The organism is Streptomyces sp. MNU89 (assembly GCF_020982505.1).
GTDB lineage: Bacteria > Actinomycetota > Actinomycetes > Streptomycetales > Streptomycetaceae > Streptomyces > Streptomyces xinghaiensis.
Map to the genome: position 1 here is coordinate 6152243 of NZ_JAJKLL010000001.1, position 22366 is coordinate 6174608.

General features: G+C 75.3%; 12 protein-coding genes and 4 pseudogenes. 6 read left to right on the forward strand and 10 right to left on the reverse strand.

Annotation, left to right across the window (positions count from 1 at the left end; genetic code table 11):
* Window positions 1-34 precede the first annotated feature (34 nt).
* The 3 genes from E4N63_RS26265 to E4N63_RS26275 all read left to right on the forward strand — a co-directional run bounded on the left by E4N63_RS26265 (window position 35) and on the right by E4N63_RS26275 (window position 3267).
* Window positions 35-1186: a methyltransferase domain-containing protein gene (locus tag E4N63_RS26265; RefSeq protein WP_230241831.1), complete on the forward strand. Its 1152-nt coding sequence runs from the start codon at window positions 35-37 to the stop codon at window positions 1184-1186.
* A gap of 160 nt (window positions 1187-1346) precedes the next feature.
* Window positions 1347-1724, forward strand: coding sequence for a GntR family transcriptional regulator (locus E4N63_RS26270; RefSeq protein ID WP_125626095.1), 378 nt, complete (start codon window positions 1347-1349; stop codon window positions 1722-1724).
* A gap of 211 nt (window positions 1725-1935) precedes the next feature.
* Window positions 1936-3267 carry a xylan 1,4-beta-xylosidase gene (locus E4N63_RS26275; RefSeq protein WP_374112835.1) on the forward strand — a complete coding sequence of 444 codons (1332 nt, stop codon included), beginning with the start codon at window positions 1936-1938 and terminating at the stop codon, window positions 3265-3267.
* Between the two features lie 1957 nt (window positions 3268-5224).
* Here E4N63_RS26275 and E4N63_RS31605 read toward each other — a convergent pair.
* The 6 genes and pseudogenes from E4N63_RS31605 to E4N63_RS26310 form a co-directional block, all read right to left on the reverse strand.
* Window positions 5225-7531: a hypothetical protein gene (locus E4N63_RS31605; protein ID WP_374112893.1), complete on the reverse strand. Its 2307-nt coding sequence runs from the start codon at window positions 7529-7531 to the stop codon at window positions 5225-5227.
* 139 nt (window positions 7532-7670) lie between these two features.
* Window positions 7671-8444: a polysaccharide deacetylase family protein gene (locus E4N63_RS26290; RefSeq protein ID WP_230242667.1), complete on the reverse strand. Its 774-nt coding sequence runs from the start codon at window positions 8442-8444 to the stop codon at window positions 7671-7673.
* Between the two features lie 247 nt (window positions 8445-8691).
* Window positions 8692-9597: pseudogene (locus E4N63_RS26295) on the reverse strand (glycosyltransferase family 2 protein); the annotation flags it as partial.
* Between the two features lie 62 nt (window positions 9598-9659).
* Entirely contained in the window at window positions 9660-10520 is an 861-nt protein-coding gene (locus tag E4N63_RS26300) for a glycosyltransferase family 2 protein (RefSeq protein ID WP_125625910.1), read from the reverse strand.
* Between the two features lie 378 nt (window positions 10521-10898).
* Window positions 10899-12017 (reverse strand): GNAT family N-acetyltransferase, encoded by a 1119-nt coding sequence (locus E4N63_RS26305; RefSeq protein WP_019708946.1) that lies wholly within the window; start codon window positions 12015-12017, stop codon window positions 10899-10901.
* A 1-nt stretch (window position 12018) separates the two neighbouring features.
* Complete coding sequence (locus tag E4N63_RS26310) at window positions 12019-12417, reverse strand: hypothetical protein (RefSeq protein WP_043463290.1); 399 nt, start codon at window positions 12415-12417, stop codon at window positions 12019-12021.
* A gap of 353 nt (window positions 12418-12770) precedes the next feature.
* Between E4N63_RS26310 and E4N63_RS26315 the strand changes: the two genes are divergently transcribed.
* Both E4N63_RS26315 and E4N63_RS26320 read left to right on the forward strand, forming a co-directional pair.
* Entirely contained in the window at window positions 12771-13574 is an 804-nt protein-coding gene (locus E4N63_RS26315) for an SGNH/GDSL hydrolase family protein (protein ID WP_125625912.1), read from the forward strand.
* Window positions 13575-13922: 348 nt separating this feature from the next.
* Window positions 13923-14195: a hypothetical protein gene (locus E4N63_RS26320; RefSeq protein WP_039819469.1), complete on the forward strand. Its 273-nt coding sequence runs from the start codon at window positions 13923-13925 to the stop codon at window positions 14193-14195.
* 65 nt (window positions 14196-14260) lie between these two features.
* Here E4N63_RS26320 and E4N63_RS26325 read toward each other — a convergent pair whose 3' ends face one another.
* From E4N63_RS26325 to hmgA, 4 genes and pseudogenes are all read right to left on the reverse strand, one after another.
* Complete coding sequence (locus tag E4N63_RS26325) at window positions 14261-15469, reverse strand: CaiB/BaiF CoA-transferase family protein (protein ID WP_230242668.1); 1209 nt, start codon at window positions 15467-15469, stop codon at window positions 14261-14263.
* 133 nt (window positions 15470-15602) lie between these two features.
* Window positions 15603-16837 (reverse strand): annotated as a pseudogene (locus E4N63_RS26330) (type ISP restriction/modification enzyme).
* Between the two features lie 474 nt (window positions 16838-17311).
* Complete coding sequence (locus E4N63_RS26335) at window positions 17312-18058, reverse strand: GntR family transcriptional regulator (RefSeq protein WP_125626948.1); 747 nt, start codon at window positions 18056-18058, stop codon at window positions 17312-17314.
* Window positions 18059-18319: 261 nt separating this feature from the next.
* Window positions 18320-19886: pseudogene (gene hmgA, locus E4N63_RS26340) on the reverse strand (homogentisate 1,2-dioxygenase).
* Between the two features lie 112 nt (window positions 19887-19998).
* On the opposite strand from hmgA, the pseudogene E4N63_RS26345 reads away from it, so the two are divergent.
* A pseudogene (locus tag E4N63_RS26345) lies at window positions 19999-22213 on the forward strand (molybdopterin oxidoreductase family protein).
* Window positions 22214-22366 lie beyond the last annotated feature (153 nt).

Below are 22366 nucleotides of genomic sequence, written 5' to 3' on the forward strand. Positions count from 1 at the left end.
GACCCATGTCAGTGGCCGCTGCCAGGATCTCCGTGTGACCGAGAACAACACCGCGCCTTCCGTACCCCCGTCCCCCCGGTCCCCCGGCTACTGGGACGCCGCCGCACCGGAGTTCGACGAGGAGCCCGACCACGGGCTGCGCGACCCGGCCGTCCGCGCGGCGTGGTCCGCGCGGCTGGCGGACTGGCTGCCCGGCGAACCGTCAGAGGTCCTTGACCTCGGCTGCGGCACCGGCAGTCTGGCGCTGCTCGCCGCCGGGCAGGGGCACCGGGTGACCGGCGTCGACAGTTCCCCGCGCATGGCGGAGCACGCCCGAGCCAAGCTCGCCGGCACCGGCGCCGAGGTGCTGACCGGGGACGCCGCGGCACCACCGGTGGGCACCCACCGCTTCGACGTCATCCTGGCCCGCCATGTGCTCTGGCTGATGCCCGACCCCGCCGCCGTGCTGCGGCACTGGGCCGGACTGCTCCGTCCCGGCGGCCGGCTGGTCCTGGTCGAGGGGGTGTGGGGCACGGCCGGGCCCGCCGGGCTGCCGGCCGCTGACCTGGAGGCGGCCGTCGCCCCGCTGGCGGACCGGACCCGGTTCGAACGGCTGTCGGGCGACCCGGCGTTGTGGGGCGGGCCGGTCGATGACGAGCGGTACGCCCTGGTGGCCTGGCCGGCGCCGACCCGCCGCCACACCGAGATCGTCGACGTCCACCTCGTCCTCCGCCGCGGTGCGGAGGTGCTGCTCGCCCGGCGGGCCGGCACCGGATACGGCGACGGCCTGCTCGGCGTACCGTCCGGGCACGCCGAGGACGGGGAGGACGTGCGGGAGGCGGTGATCCGCGAGGCCCGGGAGGAGACCGGGCTGGACCTCGCGCCGGAGGACCTGCGCGCCGCCCTGGTCATGCAGCACCGCGGCCCCGGGGGCGCGCCGCGCATCGGCTGGTTCTTCGAGGCGGCGTACGGGGCGGGCGGTGAGCCCGTCAACCGGGAGCCGGAGAAGTGTTCGGAGTTCCGCTGGTGCCCGCTGGACCGGCTGCCGGACGACATGGTCGCCTACTGCCGGGCCGGTCTGGAGGCCTACCGCGCCGGTGACCGCTTCGTCCTCCACTGGCAGATGCCGGAAGACCGGGTCGCGCACGACCCCGCGGCCCCCGACCGCACCGTGTGCCTCCCGGCCACGGAGAGCCGGGCCGGCTGACCCGGGCCCGTCCGGGGCCCGCCCGTCCGCGTTCCGCGCCGAGCCGCCGTGCTGCCGTGTCTCCGCCCGCTGCCGTGGCGGTCCGGCCGCGCCGCGCACGGCCGGTGCCGGTGGCACACAATGGAGGCCCGGACCGGCGCACGACGAGGGAGAAGCACCTGTGAGTCTGAAGGTCACCGTCGACCCCGGCTCGGCCGACGCACCGTATGAGCAGCTGCGCTCCCAGGTCGCGGACCAGGCCCGCTCGGGGCGGCTCCCGGCCGGCTACCGGCTGCCGACCGTACGGGCCCTCGCAGGCCAACTGGGGCTCGCCCCCAACACGGTGGCCAAGGCGTACCGCGCGCTGGAGACGGACGGGGTGATCGAGACCCGCGGCCGCAACGGCACCTTCGTGGCCGCCGCGGGCGAAGGCGCCGAGCGCGAGGCGGCCGCCGCCGCACAGGCGTACGCCCAGCGCGTCCGCAGGCTGGGTCTCAACCGCGCGGAGGCCCTGGCCGCCGCCGAGGAGGCCCTGCGCGCCGCCTACCGCGCGGATTGACCCCGGGCGCCCCGGCCCGTCGTCCGCTCTCCTCCGGGTTGTCGTGGAAGCCCCCGTACCGGGTGAATTGCCCGCTACGCTGACGGGTGATGAGACGTCAGAGGAGAACGGGCGGGCCGGCGCCGGCGGGCGAGGCGGGGCAGGGGCGCGGGCAGGGGCATCGGATCCACGGCGACGGCGCCCGGGAACCGCCCTGCTCCTCGCGATCGGCGTGACGGTGCTCAGCCTGCTGCTGGTGATGTGCGGCTTCCCGCCCGACGGCGCCCCCGACGGCCGGAACGGCGATCCGGGGCCGCACGGCACCCCGCGCATGCCCGGCGGCAAGCCCGCGCCGGAGCTGGGCTGGGGCTTCACCCACACCCGCTACAGCGCCGACGACGGCCGCGCGGCCGCCCGGAGCCGGGCGGACCGGATGCTCTCCGCCCGGCCCATACCGCAGAACCAGCACATCATGGGCTGGGGCGCCGACAACCCCGAGCCCGCGCCGGGCCGCTACGACTTCTCCGCACTGGACAGCCGGATCGACCTGATCCGCCGCACCGGCGGCACCCCCGTCATCACCCTGTGCTGCGCGCCGGACTGGATGAAGGGCGGCGAGCGCGGCAAGACCGACTGGTCCCGGGAGTGGCTGGAGAAGGCGCCCGACCCCGCCTACTACGACGACTTCGCCCGCCTGTCGGGCGTCGTCGCCAGGCGCTACCCGGACGTCCGGCACTTCATCGTCTGGAACGAGCTCAAGGGCTTCTACGACGACGACCGGCAGCGCTGGGACGCCGAGGCCTACACCCGCCTCTACAACCTCGTCCACGCCGAGCTGAAGAAGGCGAACAAGGAGAACCTCGTCGGCGGGCCGTATGTCGTCATGGACAGCCAGCCGCCGGGCGAGAGCACCAACGCCTCGGAGGTCAAGGGCCCCTGGGGCAGCCTCGACCGGCGGGCCCTCGACGCCGTCCGGTACTGGAACGAGAACAAGGCGGGCGCCGACTTCGTCGTGGTCGACGGTTCCAGCTACACCCGCGAGGACGCGCTCGTACCCGACGAGTTCCGCGCCACCGGCAAGTTCACGGCCGTCAGCCGCTGGGTGCGCGAGGAGACCGGGCTGCCGTTGTGGTGGGCCGAGTGGTACGTCGAGCCGGGGGACGAGAACGACGAGCGCGACGGCTGGAGCGAACCGCACCGGCGCGCCGTGCACGCCGCCGCCCTGATCGCCATGAGCAGGGGCGGCGCGACCACCGGCTTCTACTGGAACCCGCAGAAGCGGAGCACGAGCTGCGCCGGCTGCCTGTGGCGCGGCACGGCGGCCGGGGACGGCGGGTCCGCGCTGCCGATGATGGATCTGCTGAGCCGCTTCTCCCGCGAGTTCCCGCCCGGCAGCCGCTTCACGGAGGTGGAGGTCGCGGCCGGGGACCGGCCGTATGTACGGGTGCTCGCCGATGAGGACGCGGTGCTCGTCGTGAACACCCGGAACCGCCCGATCGCCGCGGAGGTCGACGGCCGTTCGTTCGACCTCGGCGCGTACGGGGTGCGCTGGCTGAAGCGCTGACGGGAGCGGTGGGGCCGGCCGGGACGGCGGCGGGCCCCGGAGCACCGGTCCATCCGAACGGCCCTGTACACCACGCCCGTTGACCGACCGACGCGCCCGTCCTCGTTGACCGGCCGCCCGCACCCGTACGGAGCGGGCGGCCGGACGGGGCCGCCGGGGCGCGGCCGGTCCCCGGCGGCCCCGGATCAGGACATCGTCCAGAACCGGTGCACCAGGGAGGCCAGCGTCACCGCCATCAGCGGCAACGCGAACCACAGCGTCCCCTGCAGCCAGGCCAGCGCCCGGACCCCCGGCGGCGCCGTCACCCGCAGCAGTTCGCGCGCCGCCAGCAGCAGCATCAGGACGCCCGCCGAGATCGCCCCGTACACCGACCAGGGCGTCCAGGTCACCTGGGGCCCCGGCCGTCCGGGCTCCGGTTCCGGGACGGCCCCCGGTGGCTGTTCGCGGAGCTCGTAGAGCACGGCGTGGTCGTCGGAGAACGCGCGGCGCAGCTCCGGCCGGCCGTCCAGCGCGCGGAGCAGCGACCGTTCCCAGTCCGGGGCGTAGCCCGCGTCCATGTGGAGGTAGAGGGACTGGCCGCGGCCGACCATCAGATACGAGTTCGGGCCCGCGTTCTCCAGCGCCTCGACCACGGGGCCGACCCGCGCGGCGTCGCGCGGCGCGAGCGTCGGCAGATAGCCGACCCGCTCCATGTCCCGGGCGCCCCACGGCATCGCCGGGGTGACGTTCTCGACCGGGTCGTCGCTCATCCACAGCACCCGCACGGTCGGCTCGTCGTGCGCGTAGACGTACTCCATGGCGGCGACCTCACCGGTGCGCACCCGTTCGAACGGTTCGTTGCCCCAGCGCGCGACGAGGAAGCCGCCCATGAACACCAGTCCGGCCAGCGCCGCCGCGAGCACGGCCGGCGCCCGGCGGCCGCTGCCCACGCGGGGGAAGACGGCCAGCGCGGCGAGCGCACAGGCACCCGGCAGCGCGAACAGGAAGACCCGCAGCGCCATCTCACCGCCGTACGACTGCATGCCGAAGCCGAGGAACGGGACGAACGCCAGGACGAGCAGCGACCGTTCGCCGTAGCCCGCCCTGCGCCGGCGCCACCAGCCGAGACAGGCCAGCCCCAGGACGGAGCCCGCGAGCGCCACGCGCGTGTAGAGCACCAGCTTGTGCGTCTCGCTGCCGCCCTCGATCCGGCCGGAGACGGACGACGACACATTGCCGCCGACGCCGCCGACGCCGCCGAACAGCTCGTCGAAGTGGCCGGACCAGTACGGCTCCGCGAAGAACCCGATCCACACGGCCACCATGGCGGCGAACAGCAGCGGCAGCCCGCGCAGCCACGAACGGCCAACGAGCACCAGGGCCGTCAGCACCCCCAGCATCACGAACGGCGTCAGCTGGTGCGTGGGCACCACCGCCGCGAACAGGCCGATCAGCACCAGCAGCAGGACGGCCCGGTCGGCCCGCCCGGCGGCCGGCGGCTCCGCCTCGCCGGGCCGGCGCTTCCCCGGCAGCACCCGCGGCTCCCGGAACCAGACCAGCAGTACGGCCGCGAAGGCCAGATAGAGCAGATACGTGAAGCCCTGCGGGGAGAAGTAGTCCTGGCCGACCCAGCCGCAGAGCGCGAACAGCCAGACCGCCGTCCACTTCGCGCGCCAGGAGGCCCGTACCGCGCGGAGCAGCAGGAACAGCGGTGCGAGATACAGCAGTTGGATGACCGTGGGCCACCAGCGCAGCAGTTCGGTCAGATCCGTGACCCCGCAGGCGCGGGCCGTGAACGCCACCGCCGCGAAGAAACCGGGCCAGGACCACCGGGCATCCAGATCGGGCACGGCCGTGCCGGTGCGGTCGATGTGGTCGATGAACCCCAGATGCTGCCAGGCGGTGGCGAAGCGCGGCTCGGCCTCCAGCACGGCCGGCAGCGCGTGCAGCGACACCACGGTCAGCAGCAGGACGGCCGTCAGCAGGGGACGGCGGGGCGCGGTCGGCCACAGCGCGGCCGCGAAGGCGGCCACCAGCAGGGCCGCGCCGAGGAGGGTGGCCGCGGGCAGGACGGAGACGAGGCCGAGGCCGCCCATCCGGTCGAGGCCGGCGTCGTCCAGGCCGCGCAACGGCAGCCAGTACAGGGCGAGTCCGGCCGCGAGCAGCAGCCAGCCGGCGGCGTGCCCGGCCCGGGCGGGCAGAACCGGCGAGCCGCGGCGCCGGGCCGCCGCGGGCCCGCTGCCGGACGCCGGGGTCCCGGCGCGGGAGGCGGCTCGTGGCCCGCCGCCGGGTCCGCCGTGGTCCGGTCCGGGGGCGGCGGTCCCGTCCGGCCGGGAAGACGGCTTCGGTGGTCCTTCCGTGCTTCTGGTCCCCGGGGCGCCCGTCCCGCCGCCCGTACCGGCGGTGCGGCCCGCACCGGGGGCGGTGCCCGTGCGGGCGTCGGTTTCCGCGCCGCCCGGGAGCGCGAGCGGTGGTCGTGCGCCTCCGGGGAGCGTCCGGCCGGGTGCCTCGGTGACGGCCGGGTCCGCTGCGGGGCCGGCGTCCGTCCGCGGCCGGGGCCCGCCGGGCGGCGGGGGGTACGGGTCGAGCACGGGATGGCGTTCCGGGTGGTCCAGATCGGCGCGGAGGCCCAGTCGCAGGGTGTCCTCGTCCAGCGCCAGACGCCGTGCCCAGGCAGGTGTGTGGAGCGGCCGCCCGCTCGTCCGCCGGGCGGCCCCGGGCGCACCGGCCCCGCTTCCCGCGTCCGGCCGGACGGTGGCGTGCTCTCGTCCGCCCTCCGGTACGGCGGCGGCGTGGCGCGGCGCGGGTGCGGACCCGGCCTCCGGCCACAGGACCGGGCCGGAGAGCATCTCCCCGCCGGAGCCACCGGGTCGGGCCTTGCCCGAGCCCGGACCCGCGGCCGACTCCGCCGCCGACCCCGGCCCCGGCCCCGGACCAGCACCGCCCCGGCTGCCCCGGTGCGCGGCCGCACCCTCCGCCCCGGCTGCTGCCGCTGCTCCGGCTCCCGCCGCCGCCCGGGACTCCGCGGGCCGCACCCCGGCCGTCCCCGCCCCTTCCCCGCCCCTGCCCCGGACTCCGCCCGTCCTGCCGTCCGCAGCAGCCGGAGGAGTTTCCACCCGGCGACGGACGCCACCAGCGCGAGGCTGACCACCTCGGCGATCCCCGCGCCCGTCAGGCCCATGCGCGGCAGCAGCAGCAGCGTCAGCCCGAGCACCAGGACGCACAGCGTGCCCTGGAGCGCGGCCAGCCCACTGGTGCGCGACTGGGCGCGCAGCACCGCGAAGTACACCTCGATCACGACGCGCAGGACCGCGCCCACCGCGAAGAGGCGCAGCAGCGGTGTCGCCTCCCGTGCGTAACCCTCGCCGAAGATGCCCAGGATCAAGGGCGCTCCGGCGAAGAGGAGCACCCCGACCGGGAGCATGATCCGGGCCATCCGCAGCAGTGCGGCCCGGCAGTTCTCCGCCAGCCGCCCGGGGTCGTGCGCCCCCTCGACGGTGAGCGAGGCCCCCATGTTCAGGGCGAGCAGATTGACCGTGCCGCCGATGGTGGTGGCGATGTAGAAGTACGCGTTGTCCGCGGAGCCGACCTGCGCGGCGACGATCACCGGCACCAGATAGACCACGGCCAGCGCGAAGAGCGAGCCGGTGTAGTCACCGGCGAGGAACCGGCCGACCTCGCGCAGGCCCGGCGGCCGCGTCTCCGGGCCGGCCGCCGCCTCGTGACGCGGCACCAGCCGCCGGAACACCAGCAGTGCCAGCGGCACCACGGACACGGCGATCGCGGCCACCCAGGAGACGAACACCCCCGCGGTCGGCACCGAGGCGGCGATCAGCACCAGCAGGACGAGCTTCACCGCCGAGAACGCGGTGTTGCCCACCGGCACCCAGAAGGCGCTCCGCAACCCCGTCAGCACCCCGTCCTGCAGGGTCAGCAGGGACCACAGGACGACCGCGGCGACGAACCCCAGCCCGTTCAGCGGACCGTGCAGAAAGCGGTACGAGGGCCCCCACAGGTCGAGGGTCAGCAGGAAGACCACTGCCGCGACGGCCACCAGCACGGAGCTCGCCGCGTAGGTGCGCAGCACCAGCCGTCCCGTCGCGCGCCCCGCCACCGGGATGAAGCGCGCCATCGCGCCGGTGAGTGTCAGCGCGGTCAGCCCGGCCAGGAGTTTCATCGCGGCGATGGCCGCCGAGCCCTGGCCGACCGCCTCCTCGGTGTAGTACCGGGCGGCGGCCAGCCAGAAGCCGAGCCCCAGGACGGCGGAGATCCCGGTGTTCACCATCAGCGCGTACGCGTTGCGGAACAGGGGGCTGCCGCCGGCCGGCCGGGGCAGCAGCCGTCGCAGCCGGCGGGGCCGGGGCCCGCGGGGGGCGCCCGGTCTCTCCCCGGTGCGCTGCCCGGCCGGGACGGTGGTGGTCGTGTCAGTCACCGGCGCGGGTCACCTTCCGGAGAGCTTGCCGTGAGCGTCGGACGAGGGCATAGCCCTTCGTCAGGGTCCGGTCCCGGGCGAAGACCCGGCCGAGCGCCCGTCCCTCGACCAGCCGTTCGAACTCCTCGATCCCGGTGCTCCGGCGGACGGTGACGCGCCGCAGGGCGTACGGGCCGTGCCGCCGCTCGGCCAGCGCGTTGCCCACCGCGAGCGACTGCCGGAACCCCGCCGCACGTACGGCGGCCCGCACCTGTCTGCTGGAGTAGCCGTACGGATAGGCGAACGACACCGGGCACCGCCCCAGCTCCCCGGCGAGGAGGTCCCGGCAGCGGGCCAGTTCGGAGCGGAGCCAGGGCCCGGTGAGGGTGTCCAGCTGCGGATGGGTGTGGCTGTGCCCGCCGATCTCCAGCCCGGCTGCGGACAGCTCGCGCAGCTGGTCCCAGTCGAGCATGAGGTCGAGGGCGCCCGGTGTCTCGTGCGGGCCGCGCAGCCAGCCGGTGGTGGCGAAGACGGTCGCGGTGAAGCCGTGGCTCCGCAGGGCGGGCAGGGCGTACCGGTGCACGCCCTCGTAACCGTCGTCGAAGGTGAGGAGCACGGGTCTGGGCGGCAGCGGCCCGCCCGACCGCCAGGCCGCGGCCAGGGCACGGGTGGTGACGGGGGTGAACCCCCGCTCCGCCAGCAGCTCCAGCTGCGTCCGCAGCGCCTCGGGCGCGACCGACAGCCCGTACGCGGCGGGGGCGGGCGTCTCCCCGACGGCGTGGTACATCAGGATCGGCACCGGGCCGGGCGGCCCCGGACACCGGCCCGGACCGCCCGGCCGCCGTCCCCGGGCGAGGGGGGTGCCGTTCGCGGCACCGCCGCCGGGCTCCGGGCCGGTGCCGACGGCGGCCGTCCCGTCCGCTCCGTGCCCGGCGCGGGGCCCGGCCCGCCGCTGCCGGACACCGGACCCGCCCCGGCCGCCCGCGGCTCCGTCCCCGCCGGTCCGCCCGCCGGCCGGGGAGCAGCGCGCCGCGCCGGACGGTGCCCACCGCGTAGCCGCAGGCGGCGGCGGCCAGTCCGGCGGCGATGGCGCCCGCCCGGCCCGCTCCGCCGGGCCGGCCCAGCAGGGCGTCCCGCAGCCCGCGCGCGACCCCCGCGGGCAGCACCCGGGTGGTGTAGCGGCGCTCCGTCTCCAGCCCGGCCCTGCTCCCCACGCTCCGGGTGACCAGGGCCTTGGAGAGGCCCTCGGCGTAGGCGCGGCGGCGGAAGTAGCCGAACTCCTCCCGGCCGGCGGGCACCTTGTGGTGGATCACCGCGCGGTCCTCCAGGAGCAGCACGGCCTCCGGCCGGGCCGCCGAGAGGCGGATGCAGAGCTCGGTCTCCTCGCAGCCCAGCGGCCGCGTGTCGCCGTCCCGCCCGATACCGGTGGTGAAGCCGCCGGCCAGTTCGAACGCCTCGCGGCGGAAGGAGGCGTTGCCGCCGAGGACATTGCGCACCCGCGCCCTGCCGGGCGGCAGTCCGCGGTAGTAGCAGCCCACCACCCAGTCGAACTCCTCGGGGAACCAGGCTGGCCGGCGGCCGGACGCCCACACGGGGAGCGTCCGGCCGCCGACGGCCAGCACGGCGGGATCGGCGTACGGGCCGGTCAGCCGGCGCAGCCAGTCCTGTTCGGCGACGGCGTCGTCGTCGAGGAAGGCCAGGATGTCGCCGCCGGCCACGGCGATGCCGGTGTTGCGGCCGGCGGAGAGGCCGCGGGGGCCCGCGTTGGCGAGCACCCGCACCTCCCCGGTGTCCGCGTACCGCTCGGTGAGCCGCCGCAGCAGCTCCGGGTTGTGGTCCACGACCAGCAGCGTCTCGTACGCGGGCCGGGACTGGCCGCGTACGGAGGCCACGGCCGCCAGGATGTCCTCCCAGCGGTCCTCGGTGTAGACGCAGATCACCACGGAGACCCGGAGCTCCCCGGTGTCCCGGAGTTCCCCGGCGTCCCGGGGGTCCTCGGTCCTCAACGGGCCTCCTCCCGGCCGGTCTCCATGGCGATCACGGCGGGACGGGGACGGGAGCGCCGGGAGGCCCGCTCGCGGAGGATCACCTTGAGCACCCGCAGTCCGTCCCGTACGGCGCGCAGATTGCTGTCGCCGTGGATGCGGTGGTACTCGTGGCTCGGGATCTCCTGGACTCTGAGTCCGGCCTTGACGACTCTGATGTTCATCAGCGTCTCCACCTCGAAGCCCGCGCAGTCGAGGTGGATCTCGTCCAGGCAGCGCTTCCAGAAGGCGTTGTAGCCGTAGCAGAGATCGGTGTAGCGGGCGCCGAACTTGGCGTTGACGAGCGCGGTGAGCACCCGGTTGCCGAGCTTGCGGATGCCCGTCATGTCGTCCGTGCCGCCCCCGTTGGCGAACCGCGAGCCCTTGGCGAAGTCGGCGCCGGCCACGAGCGCGGAGACGTAACTGGCGATCTCGGTGCCGTCCGCCGAGCCGTCGGCGTCGACCATCACGATGATCTCGCCGGTGCAGGCGGCGAAACCGGTGATGAGGGCGTCGCCCTTGCCCTTGCCCCGCTGCGGGATCACCTTGATGTCGGGCCGGAGTTCACGGGCCACCCGGACCGTGTCGTCGGTGGAATTGCCGTCGACCAGAACCACTTCGTGAATCCAGCCCGGCAGTGTCTTGAATACGTACGGGAGATTTCCGGCCTCGTTCATCGCCGGAATGACGACGCTCACCGGTGGGGTGATCGCGAAATGGCAGGAGACCGGGCGGTACCGGTCCGCCGGCCGTTCGTGGTGGTCGGGATTTCCGCCGGCCGGTGACGGCGGACCTAAAGGGTCCTCGTCCGATCGCGCCGGGTGCAGAAATGAGCTCATGTGATGTTCCCTCTCGTCCGGTGGGCCGCCCGCCCCGCGGGGGCCCGGTGGTGTGTCCGGTTCGAAAGGGGGGTTCTCCCGCAGGCCGCGGGACGGCACGGACCGTCCCCAGGGCATGCGTGAGCTGTATGGATACCGCCGTGCGCGGCCCGTGTCCCGGCAGACTCCTGCGCCGCCGGACACGGCACCCCCCAACCGCGCCCCGCTCCGGTGTCATCGCGGTCCTGAGCCCCTCCCCGGGCCGTTCACCGATGAACCGATGCGGGTGGTCGATAAGACCGTATGAACTTCAAGGACCGCATGGCAAGTCCCTCAGGGCAATTCCCCCCTTCTCTGATTTTTCTGATCGTTCTCCCGTGCGGACCCGGGAAATTCCGGTCAGGAATCACGCGGATGTGATCGCCGGGAGCGCGACCGGATTCTGCCGAACTCCCGGAGAATCCGGTCGGTCGGCTTGAAGAGCCCGGGTCTCGCGAGCACGGTGTTGCGGAGCGCCCGCACGGGCGCGCGCCGGGCGCGGTGGCCCGCGGCCACCGGATGGGGCCGGGTCACCCAGCCCTCGGAGACGGTGATCTCCCGGGTCTTCAGCTCGTCCTTGTAGCGTTTCGCGCCCCGCCCGAGGTCGATGAGTTCCAGTCCCTGGGCCGCCGAGCCCTCGGCCATCCGCAGATGGAGCACCAGCCCGGGCGAGAAGGCCCCGTACTCCGGGTCGTAGGCCGGGAACCAGCTGCTGAGAACGCGCCCGGTGCGCGGCCCGAAGTGCGCGGCCACCGGCCGGCCGCCCGCGTAGAGCACCGAGAGCTGTCCCCGGAAGCCGTCGTTGCGGGTGTGGAAGAGCTGGTGGACGAGGTCGGTGATCCAGGGCTGGGCGAACCGGTCGCTCCGGCCGGTCCTGCGGTACTGGGCGGACTTCCAGCGCATCAGGGTGCGCAGCACGGCCGGATCCCGCTCGTCGTGGACGTAGGTCACCTCGCCGGCCCGGCGGCCGAGTCTGCGCTCCTTCGCCAGGGTGGACTTGAGGAAGCCGGGGGAGGAGGCGCGCAGCCGTTCGAGATAGGCCTCGTAGCCCCGGCCCACGTCGATGACCGGGGAGGGGAAGGAGGCGCTGACGCCGTCCGCGAACGGCTCCTGGCCCTCGACCAGATGGTCGAACTCCCACACCGCCAGCCCGCAGGCGCGCAGCAGTTCCCGCGCGTCCCACCGGAATCCGGGACGGTGGACGACGCCCTGGCAGTCCGACACCCCGAGGCCCACCGCGCGGCCGACCCCGGCGGCGGTCCGCTGGAAGGGGAAGAAGGCGGCCGGGACGCCGCCCTCGCGCAGTACGGCGATCCGGGTGTCGCGCCGGGTGCGGCCCACCGCGAGTGCGAACTCCGGTGAGAGGAAAGGATTGGCGAGCCCCGGTCCGGCCGGCGGGCGCGACCGGTCCTGGAAGGCCGTCCACGCCGCCCGGTCGGCGGCCGTCAGCTCGCCGGGGCGGCAGACGCTGATGTCCACGTCAGAGGATCCGGCTTCTCGCCGCGGTGTGCTCCCGGCGGCGTCGCAGAGTGGCGTACAGGAACAGGACGGCGCTGAGCCCGGCGACCACGGCGATCCCGCCGCGCGCCGACCACAGCCGCAGGGCCAGCATGCTCTGGGCGACCAGGACGTCGACCGCGATCGCCCCCGCCACCGCGATCACCCAGCGGCTCAGCGGGTCGGGGCCGGTCAGCACGGCGGCGATGGCGGCGGCCGGCGCGGCGAGCAGGAAGAAGAGGGTGAACGGGGCGCGCAGCGGCGAGGCCGAGCCGGTGAGGGCGAGGACCGCCCCCAGCCCCCCGATCCCGGCGGCGGCCCCGGCCAGCAGTGGCCAGACGGTTCCCCGCGTGGAATGTTGACGGTCACTCAGTGTCTGCATTGGCGACTTTGCCCCCCGACGCGCCGGATGCCGGGCTTCAATGTGGCGCAACCGCCGCAAGCCCGTCAAGGCGGAACGGTCCATGCGGGACTGGTGGGGCTGCTGTCCGGAAAGTCGTGATTGATCCTGTCACACCGTCACATCCGCGGCCGTCGGCAAACTTTCACCCTCGGCACGCGCGTAGACCGCGTGTTTCAGGGGGATGTCATAGCCATGCCACGCAGGTTCGCCCCCACGGCCGGTTGCGCAGTCTCGATTGACATGCACTTGTCAAAAAGACTTGGCATGGCCACGACAGAACAGTGCCACCGGTTGCCCCGTTCCCCACAGAGATCCTGCTCCCCGGAGGTTCCGTGAGACTCTTCCGCCGTGCGGCCACCCTCTCCGCACTCCTTCTCTCCGCCGCGCTGACCCTGACCGGAGCCGGCGCCGCCCACTCCGCCGAACAGGCCGCCACCGGATACGTCGCGCTGGGCGACTCGTACGCCTCCGGCCTCGGGGCCGGCAGCTACGACAGTGCGAGCGGCGACTGCAAGCGCAGCAGCAAGGCGTTCGGACCCCTGTGGGCCGCCGCCAACAACCCCTCCTCGTTCCACTTCACCGCCTGCTCGGGCGCCAGGACCGGCGATGTGCTGAACAACCAGCTCGGCCCGCTCAGCTCGTCGACCGGCCTGGTCAGCATCAGCGTCGGCGGCAACGACGCCGGCTTCGCCGATGTGATGACGACCTGCGTCCTCAGCTCCCAGAGCACCTGCCTCGACCGGGTCGCGGAAGCGCGCGCCTACATGAACAACACCCTGCCCGGCAAGCTCGACCAGGTGTACTCCGCGATCAGGGCCAAGGCCCCCTCGGCCCATGTCGTCGTGCTCGGCTACCCGCGTCTCTACAAGCTCAACGGCACCTGCATCGCGGGGCTGAGCGAGACCGAGCGCTCCGCGCTCAACGCCGCGTCCGACAACCTCAACGACGTGACCGCCAAGCGGGCCGCCGACCACGGCTACGCCTTCGGCGATGTGCGGCCCACCTTCTCCGGGCACGAGATCTGCTCGGGAAGCTCCTGGATCCACAGCGTGACCTGGCCCATCAACAACTCCTACCACCCCACCGCCGCCGGGCAGTCGGGCGGCTACCTCCCGGTGCTCCGCTCGCTCGCCTGACGGCCGGCCGGAGCACCCGGCCGCTCCCGCCGGTGGGGCCCTGCTCGAGAGGGCCCCACCGGTGCGCGCCGTTCAGGCGGGGAAGCGCTGCGCATCGGGGGCGCAACGGCGCGACGGGCGGCAGCGCGGCGCGCCCGCCGCGCTCGCCGCCGTGCCGCGACACGCCGGGCGCGCACCGTCCGGGACACGCCGCGGCGGAGTGCCGCACCGCAGGGCGGGTAGCCATCCGGATACGTCAACCGCCTTACCGGGCAGCCGAGTCAGGGATACGCGGATGCGCGGGTGACGTGCCGGGGCGGTAGGGTTAACCTGCCCGGGCCGGGTGCCCTCGTTTGGGTGGGGAGTGTCATGGAACAGATAACAATGCGGAGCAGGCCCCGAGTGCCTGCCATCAACTGCGGGAGCAGCGCGAACAGTTCGCGCCTCGACCGCCATCTCGCCGTGCTGGCCGGCCCCGCCGTGCCGCAGCGGGAGACGGAGGAGGCCACCCTGCTGATGCGGGAACTCACCGCGCGCGATGTGCGGCGGCCCAAGTCCGGCCGGGGCGCGCGGGTGTCGCGGGTCTCGCTCTTCGCGCCGCTGCGGCGGCTGAGGCGGTCCCTCTTCGGCAACCACGGCTAGCCCCGCCCGGGCCCCGCCCGTACCGCGTCCCGGCCCCGCCCCGGGCGCGTACCCCGGCCCGGGGCTCAGCGGATCACGCCCTCCCGGCGCAGCGCCGTGATCCGCTCCTCCGGCAGCCCGAGCGCTTCCAGCAGCCTGTCGGTGTGCTCGCCGAGAGCCGGCACCGGGCCCAGCCGCGGCGGCTCCCCGCCGGGCAGCCCGATCGGTGGCAGCAGCGTCCGCAGCGCGCCCACCGGTGACCCCATCTCCCGCCACCGCTCCCGGGCGGCCAGCTGCGGATGCCCGGCCAGCTCGGCCACCCCGTTGAGCCGGGCGCAGGCGATGCCCGCCCCCTCCAGCCGCGCCACCGCCTCCTCCGCGGTCAGCGCGGCGAGCGCCTCCGCGACCACCGCGTCGGTCCGGGCACGGTTCTCCGTGCGCGCCACATTGGTGGCGTACGCCGGGTCCTCCGCCAACTCCGGCCGCCCCAGTACCTGTTCGGCGAGCCGGCGCCACTCCCGGTCGTTCTGGACCGACAGCAGCACCGGCGTGCCGCCCGCGGTCGGGTAGGCGTCGTACGGCGCGATGACCGCGTGCGCGAGGCCGGTACGGGCCGGGGGCGGTCCGCCGTGCATCCCGTGGTGCAGCGGATGCCCCATCCACTCGGCCAGCGCGTCGAACATCGACACCTCCACCGGTCCGCCCCGTCCCGTGGCGCCGCGCCGCAGCAGGGCCGCGAGCACACCCGAGAAGGCGTACATGGCGGCGGCGATGTCGGCCGCCGGGATGCCCGCCTTGACCGGCTGCTCCGGTGTGCCGGTGACGGAGACCAGGCCCGCCTCGCACTGGACGAGCATGTCGTAGGCGCGCTTGTGCGCGTACGGGCCGTCCGGGCCGTAGCCGGAGATGTCCACGGCGACCAGCCGGGGGTGGCGTGCGCACAGGGCCGCCGCGTCCAGGCCCAGCCGGGCGGCGGCGCCCTGGGCCAGGTTCTGCACGAAGACGTCCGCGTCCCGGACCAGCTCCTCCAGCAGCTCGCGGCCGCGCGGGTCCTTGAGATCGAGGGCCAGGGACTCCTTGCCGCGGTTGGCCCAGACGAAGTGAGAGGCCAGGCCGCGGGCCGCGGTGTCGTAACCGCGGGCGAAGTCGCCGCCGTCGGGCCGCTCCACCTTGATGACGCGGGCCCCGAGGTCGGCCAGCTGCCGGGTGGCGAACGGCGCCGAGACGGCCTGCTCGACGGCGACGACGGTGATGCCCTCCAGCGGCAGCGGCAGCGGCAGCGGCTGCGGCGGCATCGTCGGTGGCACGGGGCGGTCCGGGGCGTTGTCCATGCCCCCGGTCCTACCCTGTGCCCCGCCCTCCGCGCCAGAGGAGGTGATCTTGCTCACCAGCCGCTGCCGGGACCGTCCCCCGCGGCGGGGGGAACCGCTACAGCAGGGCGAACTGGCCGTTCGGGCCCTCCTCCGGGCGGTCCAGGACGGAGGCGGGGCGGCGGGTGGACGCGGGCGGCGGCAGGACGCCGCCGCGGCGCAGCTCCGCGGCGGTGAGGCGCGGAACCGACGCCAGCCGCTCCGCCAGCCGGCGCCGCTCCGGGCGGAGTTCGCCGAGCAGGGCCAGCACGGTGATCAGTTCGAGCAGCTCGGAGGTCAGGGACGGCGACCAGTCCGCCGGGCGGACGGCGCTCAGGGTGCCCGGTTCGGCCGGGACCGTGCGCCGTTCGTACCACTGGGCGAGCACCGGGACGCCCGAGGTCTCGAACCGCCAGGCGGCCGGCGGCACCGGCGCGATCCGGCCGTCCCCGAGCAGCAGCGCCCGCTCCTCCGGGTCGTACAGGGGTTCGGCGGGCAGGGCATGGGGACCGGGGAGCGCGGCGCGGACGTACGGGCGCCGGCCGCCCGGGAGCTTCGGGCGGGCGTCCGGTGTCTCCCCGCAGTGTGCGCCGAACGTGTGCAGCCACAGGACCCGGCGGCCCAGGGCGACGCCGTCCCGCCAGACCCCGGCCGAGAGCGGCAGCGGTACCGAGCGGCCCTCGCCCCGGGGCCGGGCCGCGGCCGCCGTCCAGGCCAGGACGTCCACCGCGCCCACCGGAATCCCGAGCCGCTCCGTGAGCAGCTCCGTCAGCCCCGGCGCGAGGTTGGGCTCCCGGCCGCCGGGGCGGCGGAACAGCGGCCGGATGCGGCCGGGCCGGCCCGCCGGGGAACGGCCCTCGGGGAGCAGCGCGGAGAAAAGCAGCGCCTCCTCCTCCGGACCGCCGGGGCCGTCGGGGCCGCCGGCGCGGGCGGAGGCGGACGAGCGGGGCGCGGGGCCCGGCTCGACGGCGAACAGCTGGTGCTCGTCGGCGACCCGCCACAGCTCCGGCCGGGCCGCGTCCAGCAGCCGCTGGTCCGGGAGGAGCCACTGGCGGTCGAAGGGCGCGTGCAGAACGCGCACCGGCTCCGGGCAGGGTCCGGTCTCCTCCGCGAGGGGCCGGTGCCGGCGCTGTGGCCGGGCAGCTGGGGGAGGGCCGTGTGGAGGCCGCGCGCCCGGGAGGGCCGGAACAGCCGCTCCCGCTCGGCCCGGTCGGCACTCCGCAGCAGCCGGTCCCAGCGGGCCGTGAGCGTCCCGGGGTCGGGTGCGAGCACCCAGGAGCGCCCGGTGCGCAGGGGCGGGACCGACCAGGGCATGAGATCGGCGAGCAGCGGATCGTCACCGGGGAGGAGCCGGGGAGGAGCCGGGGAGGAGCCGGGGCCGGGCACGGCCGCCGCGGCGCCCGGGCGTGCCGGGCCGGTGCGGCCGCCGGCCGGGGAGGCCGTGCTGTTCCGTCGCGCCGTCACGCAGCCGCCCTCCCGTACGGTTCCCGTCGCCCCGCCGATTCCCCGGCGGAAGCCCTGCCCCGGGGGCGGGCCTTCAGGCCCGCACCCGGCCGCGCCGGCGCCCGCCCGCCGCCGCGCGGCTCGCGGGAACCGCTGCCGGGCCGTCGCCGGAGCCGCAGGGGCCCGCCCGGTCGGCCATCGTAGTCGCGGCCGCCGACATCGCGGGGTCCCGGGCGCCCGGGGCCCGGCCCGGAAGCCGTCTCCCGCGCCCTCGCCCGCCAGACCCCGGCGGGGGCCGGCCCGCGGGCCGCGCGGCTCGGCCGGACAGGCGCGAACACCGTCCGCTCAGGCGTCCACCGTCACGGTGAAGGAGAACCGGTCGCCCCGGTAGCGGATCCGGGCCACGTCCACCGCGCGGCCGCTCTCGTCGTAGACCACACCGGTGTAGTACAGGATCGGGCTGAGCAGCGGTACGTCCAGCAGCTCCGCCGTCGCGGGGTCCGCGAGCCGTGCCTCGACGGTGTCCGTGATCCGGCTGATCCGCACGCCCGCCACATCGCGGAGCACCTTCGTCATCGGCTGCCGCGCGAGATCCGCCGGGTCGATCCGCTCCGCGATCTCCGGACGCACCGCGTTCTCCGCCCAGTTGGTGGGCTCGCCGGTCTTCTCGTCGCGGCGCAGCCGGCGGAACTCCACGACCTCCTCCAGATCCGGGAAGTGCTCCGCCACCTCCGCCGGTACGGGCACGGGCCCGTGGCCGAGCACCGTGGCGGTCTCGCCGGACTGCTGGGCGACGATGCTGTCCACCGAGCCGAGCAGTTGTACGGGCGCGCCGCGCCGGGCGGCGGGCTCGATGAAGGTGCCCCGCCGGCGGTGCCGGCTGATCAGCCCCTCGTTCTCCAGTTCCTTCAGCGCCTGCCGCATGGTGAGCACGCTGACGCCGTAGTGCTCGGCGAGCCGGTCCTCCGGGGGGAGCCGCAGCGGCTCGGCGGGATGGCGGCCCAGTATCGAGGCGCGCAGCGACTGCGAGACCTGGTACCACAGGGGCAGCTTGCGGTTCAGGACCAGGGAGTCGGGCGAGAAGACGGTCACGGCTGCGGCTCCGGCGGTGGTGTGCGGTCCGCCCGGCGGCGGGGCCGCTGTGGGGAGGAGGGCGGGGGCTGTGGCGGGGGCGTGAGGACGTGCGGCGGTCCGGGACGGGAGGAGATTACGGTGCCCGGCGCCGCCGGGGACACCGGAGGGCGGGCGCCGCCGTGCGGGTGGACCCGCGGTGCGGCGGCCGGAGGAGCCCCGCGCCACGGACCCGCCCCGGCCCGTCCGGCACCGCACGTCGTCCCGGACGGGCCGTCCGTCTCACCGTCCGAAGTGCCGCTCCATCCCGTCCCACACCCGGTCGTAGCCGCTCTGCAGATGCCCGGCGCCGAGTGCCTGCGCGGTCGCCGTCACCGGCCAGCGGGTCTCGAACATGAAGGCGAGACCGTCGTCCACCTTCTGCGGTGTCAGCTCGGCCGCGCTCGCCTTCTCGAAGGTCTCCCGGTCGGGTCCGTGCGCGGACATCATGTTGTGCAGCGAGCCGCCGCCGGGCACGAAGCCGCCCGGCCCGGGGGTCTTGGCGTCGTAGGCGCCCTCGATCAGCCCCATGTACTCGCTCATCACGTTGCGGTGGAAGTACGGCGGCCGGAAGGTGTCCTCGCCGACCAGCCAGCGCGGCGCGAAGACCACGAAGTCGATGCCCGCCAGGCCCGGGGTGTCGGACGGGGAGGTCAGCACGGTGAAGATCGACGGGTCGGGGTGGTCGTAGCTGATGCTGCCCAGGACGTTGAAGCGGCGCAGGTCGTAGACGTAGGGCGCCAGGGTGCCGTGCCAGGCGACGACGTCGAGCGGCGAGTGGTCGTACACCGCGGCCCAGAGGTTGCCGCAGAACTTGTTGACGACCTCCACCGGCTCCTCGCGGTCCTCGAACGCCGCGGCGGGCGCCAGGAAGTCGCGCGGGTTGGCGAGCCCGTTGGCGCCGATCGGGCCCAGCTCGGGGAGGGTGAACGGGCGTCCGTAGTTCTCGCAGACGTAGCCGCGCGCGGTGCCGCCGGTGAGTTCCACCCGGAAGCGGACACCGCGCGGGATCAGCGCCACCTGGCCGGGTTCGGCCCGCAGCCGGCCGAACTCGGTGTGCAGCAGCAGGCCGCCGCGTTCGGGGACGATCAGCAGTTCGCCGTCGGAGTCGGAGAACACCCGGTCCGTCATGGAGGCGTTGGCGGCGTAGAGGTGGACGGCCATGCCGGCGCGCTGCCGGATGTCGCCGTTGCCGCCGAGCGTCCACAGGCCGGCGACGAAGTCGGTGCCCGGGGCCGGGTCGGGGAGCGGGTCCCAGCGCAGCCGGTTGGGGTCGGGCTCGGTCTCGGTGAACGGGGCGCCGCGCAGCGCCGTTGTCCGTCCGGGCGAAGGGCGGGTGGGCCGCCGAGGGGCGGATGCGGTACAGCCAGGAGCGGCGGTTGTCGTGGCGCGGCTCGGTGAAGGCGCTGCCGCTCAGCTGCTCCGCGTAGAGCCCGAGCGGGGCGCGCTGCGGGGAGTTGCGGCCCACGGGCAGCGCGCCGGGCACCGCCTCCGAGCTGTGCTCGTTGCCGAATCCGGAGGAGTACGCCGGTGCCGCCGGCTCTGCGGCCGGGACCTCCCCGGCCCGTTGTTCCGTGTGCGTCGCGCTCATGACCGCTCCCGTCGTCCCGCTGTGCGGTTCCCGTGATCCCCGTGATTCCTGTGCGGAACCATAGGAATGGTGGTGTGGGCGCGTCAATGACCCGCCGGGCCCGGCGGGCCGGGCCTGCGGGCGCCGGGGCCGCGCGGGGTGGTGCCGGCGCGGCCGCACGGGCGGGCCGGGGTCCCGGAGCGGGTCCGCGGAGCCCGATGCCGGCAAGACGGGTGCCATCGTGCGTACCGGTCGGTATGGTCGGCGGTGCTCCTGCAACCGCGCCCCGGATCCCGTGCGGCGCGCCCGATCCCGGCACCGCCGGCCGCCCCATCCCCGACGGAGGGAACCGATGAGCCGCACCGCTCCGCGTATCTGCCCGCTCTGCGAGGCCACTTGCGGCCTCGTCCTCACCCTTGACGGCGACCGGGTCACCGCCGCCCGCGGCGACCGCGACGACGTGTTCAGCGCCGGCTTCGTCTGTCCCAAGGGCGCGGCCTTCGGCGGCCTCGACAACGACCCGGACCGCCTCGCCGGGCCCCTCGTGCGCCGCGGGGGGAGCCTGGCGGAAACCGGCTGGGACGAGGCGTTCGACGAGGCCGCCGCCCTGCTGCGGCCGGTGATCGACACCCACGGCCCGGACGCCGTGGCCGTCGTCCTCGGCAACCCCAACGTCCACACCATGGCGGGCGGGCTCTACCCGCCGCTGCTGATCGGGGCGCTCCGCACCCGCAACGTCTACACCGCGAGCACCGTCGACCAGATGCCCAAGCACGTCTCCAGCGGGCTGATGTTCGGCGACGCCGCGGCCATCCCCGTCCCGGACCTCGACCACACCGCCCATCTGCTGCTGATCGGCGCCAACCCCCTGGAGTCCAACGGGAGTCTGTGCACCGCCCCGGACTTCCCCGGCCGGCTCAAGGCGCTGCGGCGGCGCGGCGGCACCCTCACCGTCGTCGACCCGCGCCGCACCCGCACCGCCGCGCTCGCCGACCGTCATCTGGCGCCCCGGCCCGGAACGGACGCGGCACTGCTCGCCGCCCTGGTCCAGGTGCTCTTCGCCGAAGGGCTCACCGACCTCGGCCGGCTCGCGGAGCACGTCGAGGGCGTGGACGAGGTCCGCGCGCTCACCGAGGAGTTCACCCCGGAGGCGGTCGCCGCCCACTGCGATCTGCCCGCCGAGGAGATCCGGGCCACCGCCCGCGAACTGGCCGCCGCGCCCACCGCGGCCGTCTACGCCCGGGTCGGCGGCTCCACCGTCGAGTTCGGCACCCTGACCAACTGGCTGGCCGATGTGCTGAACGCGCTCACCGGCAACCTCGACCGGCCCGGCGGCGCCCTGTTCCCGCTCTCCGCCACGGCCCGCGCCCCACGCCCCGCCCGCCCCGGCAAGGGCCGCCCTCGGCCGCTGGCGCAGCCGCGTCTCCGGGCACCCGGAGGCCAAGGCTGCCGCTCGCCGCCCTCGCCGAGGAGATCGAGACCCCGGGGAGGGGCGGGTCCGCGCCGTCGTCCTGGTCGGGGCCAACCCGGTTCTCTCGGCACCGGACGGGGAGCGCCTGGACCGGGCGCTGGCGGCGCCGACTGCGTCATATCCGTCGACCCGTATCTCAACGAGACCTCCCGGCACGCGCATGTCGTGCTGCCGCCGCCCGCCCTCCCGGTCCCCGCACTACGACTTCGCCTTCAACGCGCTGGCCGTGCGCAACCAGGTCCGCTACACCCGGGAAGCGCTGCCCCCGGCCCCCGGGCGGCCGGACGAGTCCACGATCCTCGCCCGGCTCGTGCTCATCGCCGCCGGCCTGCACGGCGCGGACCCGGCCGAGGTGGACCGCACGGCCATCGGGGGTGCGCTCGCCAAGGCCGTCGCCGATCCGCACGGGCCGGTGCACGGCCGCGAACCGGCGGCGCTGGAGGCGGAGCTCACCGGGCGCACCGGGCCCGAACGCCGGCTGGACCTGATGCTGCGCCTCGGCCCGTACGGCGACGGCTTCGGCGCCCGCCCGGACGGCCTCTCCCTGGCCAAGCTCCTCGAACACCCGCACGGCATCGACCTCGGACCGCTGCGGCCCCGCGTCCCCGGACTGCTGCGCACCCGCAGCGGCCGGATCGAGCTCTGCCCGGAACCCGTCGCGGCCGACATGCCGCGGCTGCGCCGCTCCCTGGACACGGCCTCCGGCGAGCTGCTGCTCGTCGGCCGCCGCCACCTCCGCTCGAACAACAGCTGGATGCACAACGTGCCCGCCCTGACCGGCGGCAGCAACCGCTGCACCCTCCAGATCCACCCCGCGGACGCCGAACGGCTGGGTCTGGCCGACGGGGCCCCGGCCCGGGTCAAGGGCGAGGGCGGTGAGCTGGAGGTCCCGGTCGAGGTGACGGACGCGGTGCGCACCGGGGTGGTCAGCATCCCGCACGGCTGGGGCCACGACCGCCCGGGCACCCGGCTCTCGGTGGCCTCGGCGGCGCCCGGCGTGAACGTCAACCAGCTCCTGGACGGCAGCCGCCTCGACCCGCTCTCCGGCACCGCGGTGCTCAACGGTTTCCCGGTGCGGGTGGAGGCGGCGCGCTGAGCGGGCCCGCCCCGGCCGCGTACGCCCGGGCCGCCGGTGCCGGCCGGTGGACGGGACCGTACGGAGCCGGGGCGGGGCTGTTCCCGGGCGGCCGTTCCGGGGAGGCTGTCCCGGGGGACGTGAGCCGTGGCACGTCCGCCCGTTCTGGCGCCG

Bases quoted from the DNA above. Each gene is read 5' to 3' on its own strand.
- E4N63_RS31605 (WP_374112893.1), bottom strand. From the start codon at position 7,531: ATGGTGAACACCGGGATCTCCGCCGTCCTGGGGCTCGGCTTCTGGCTG.
- E4N63_RS26310 (WP_043463290.1), bottom strand. From the start codon at position 12,417: ATGCAGACACTGAGTGACCGTCAACATTCCACGCGGGGAACCGTCTGG.
- E4N63_RS26320 (WP_039819469.1), top strand. From the start codon at position 13,923: ATGGAACAGATAACAATGCGGAGCAGGCCCCGAGTGCCTGCCATCAAC.
- E4N63_RS26325 (WP_230242668.1), bottom strand. From the start codon at position 15,469: ATGCCGCCGCAGCCGCTGCCGCTGCCGCTGCCGCTGGAGGGCATCACC.
- E4N63_RS26300 (WP_125625910.1), bottom strand. From the start codon at position 10,520: ATGAGCTCATTTCTGCACCCGGCGCGATCGGACGAGGACCCTTTAGGT.
- E4N63_RS26290 (WP_230242667.1), bottom strand. From the start codon at position 8,444: ATGTACCACGCCGTCGGGGAGACGCCCGCCCCCGCCGCGTACGGGCTG.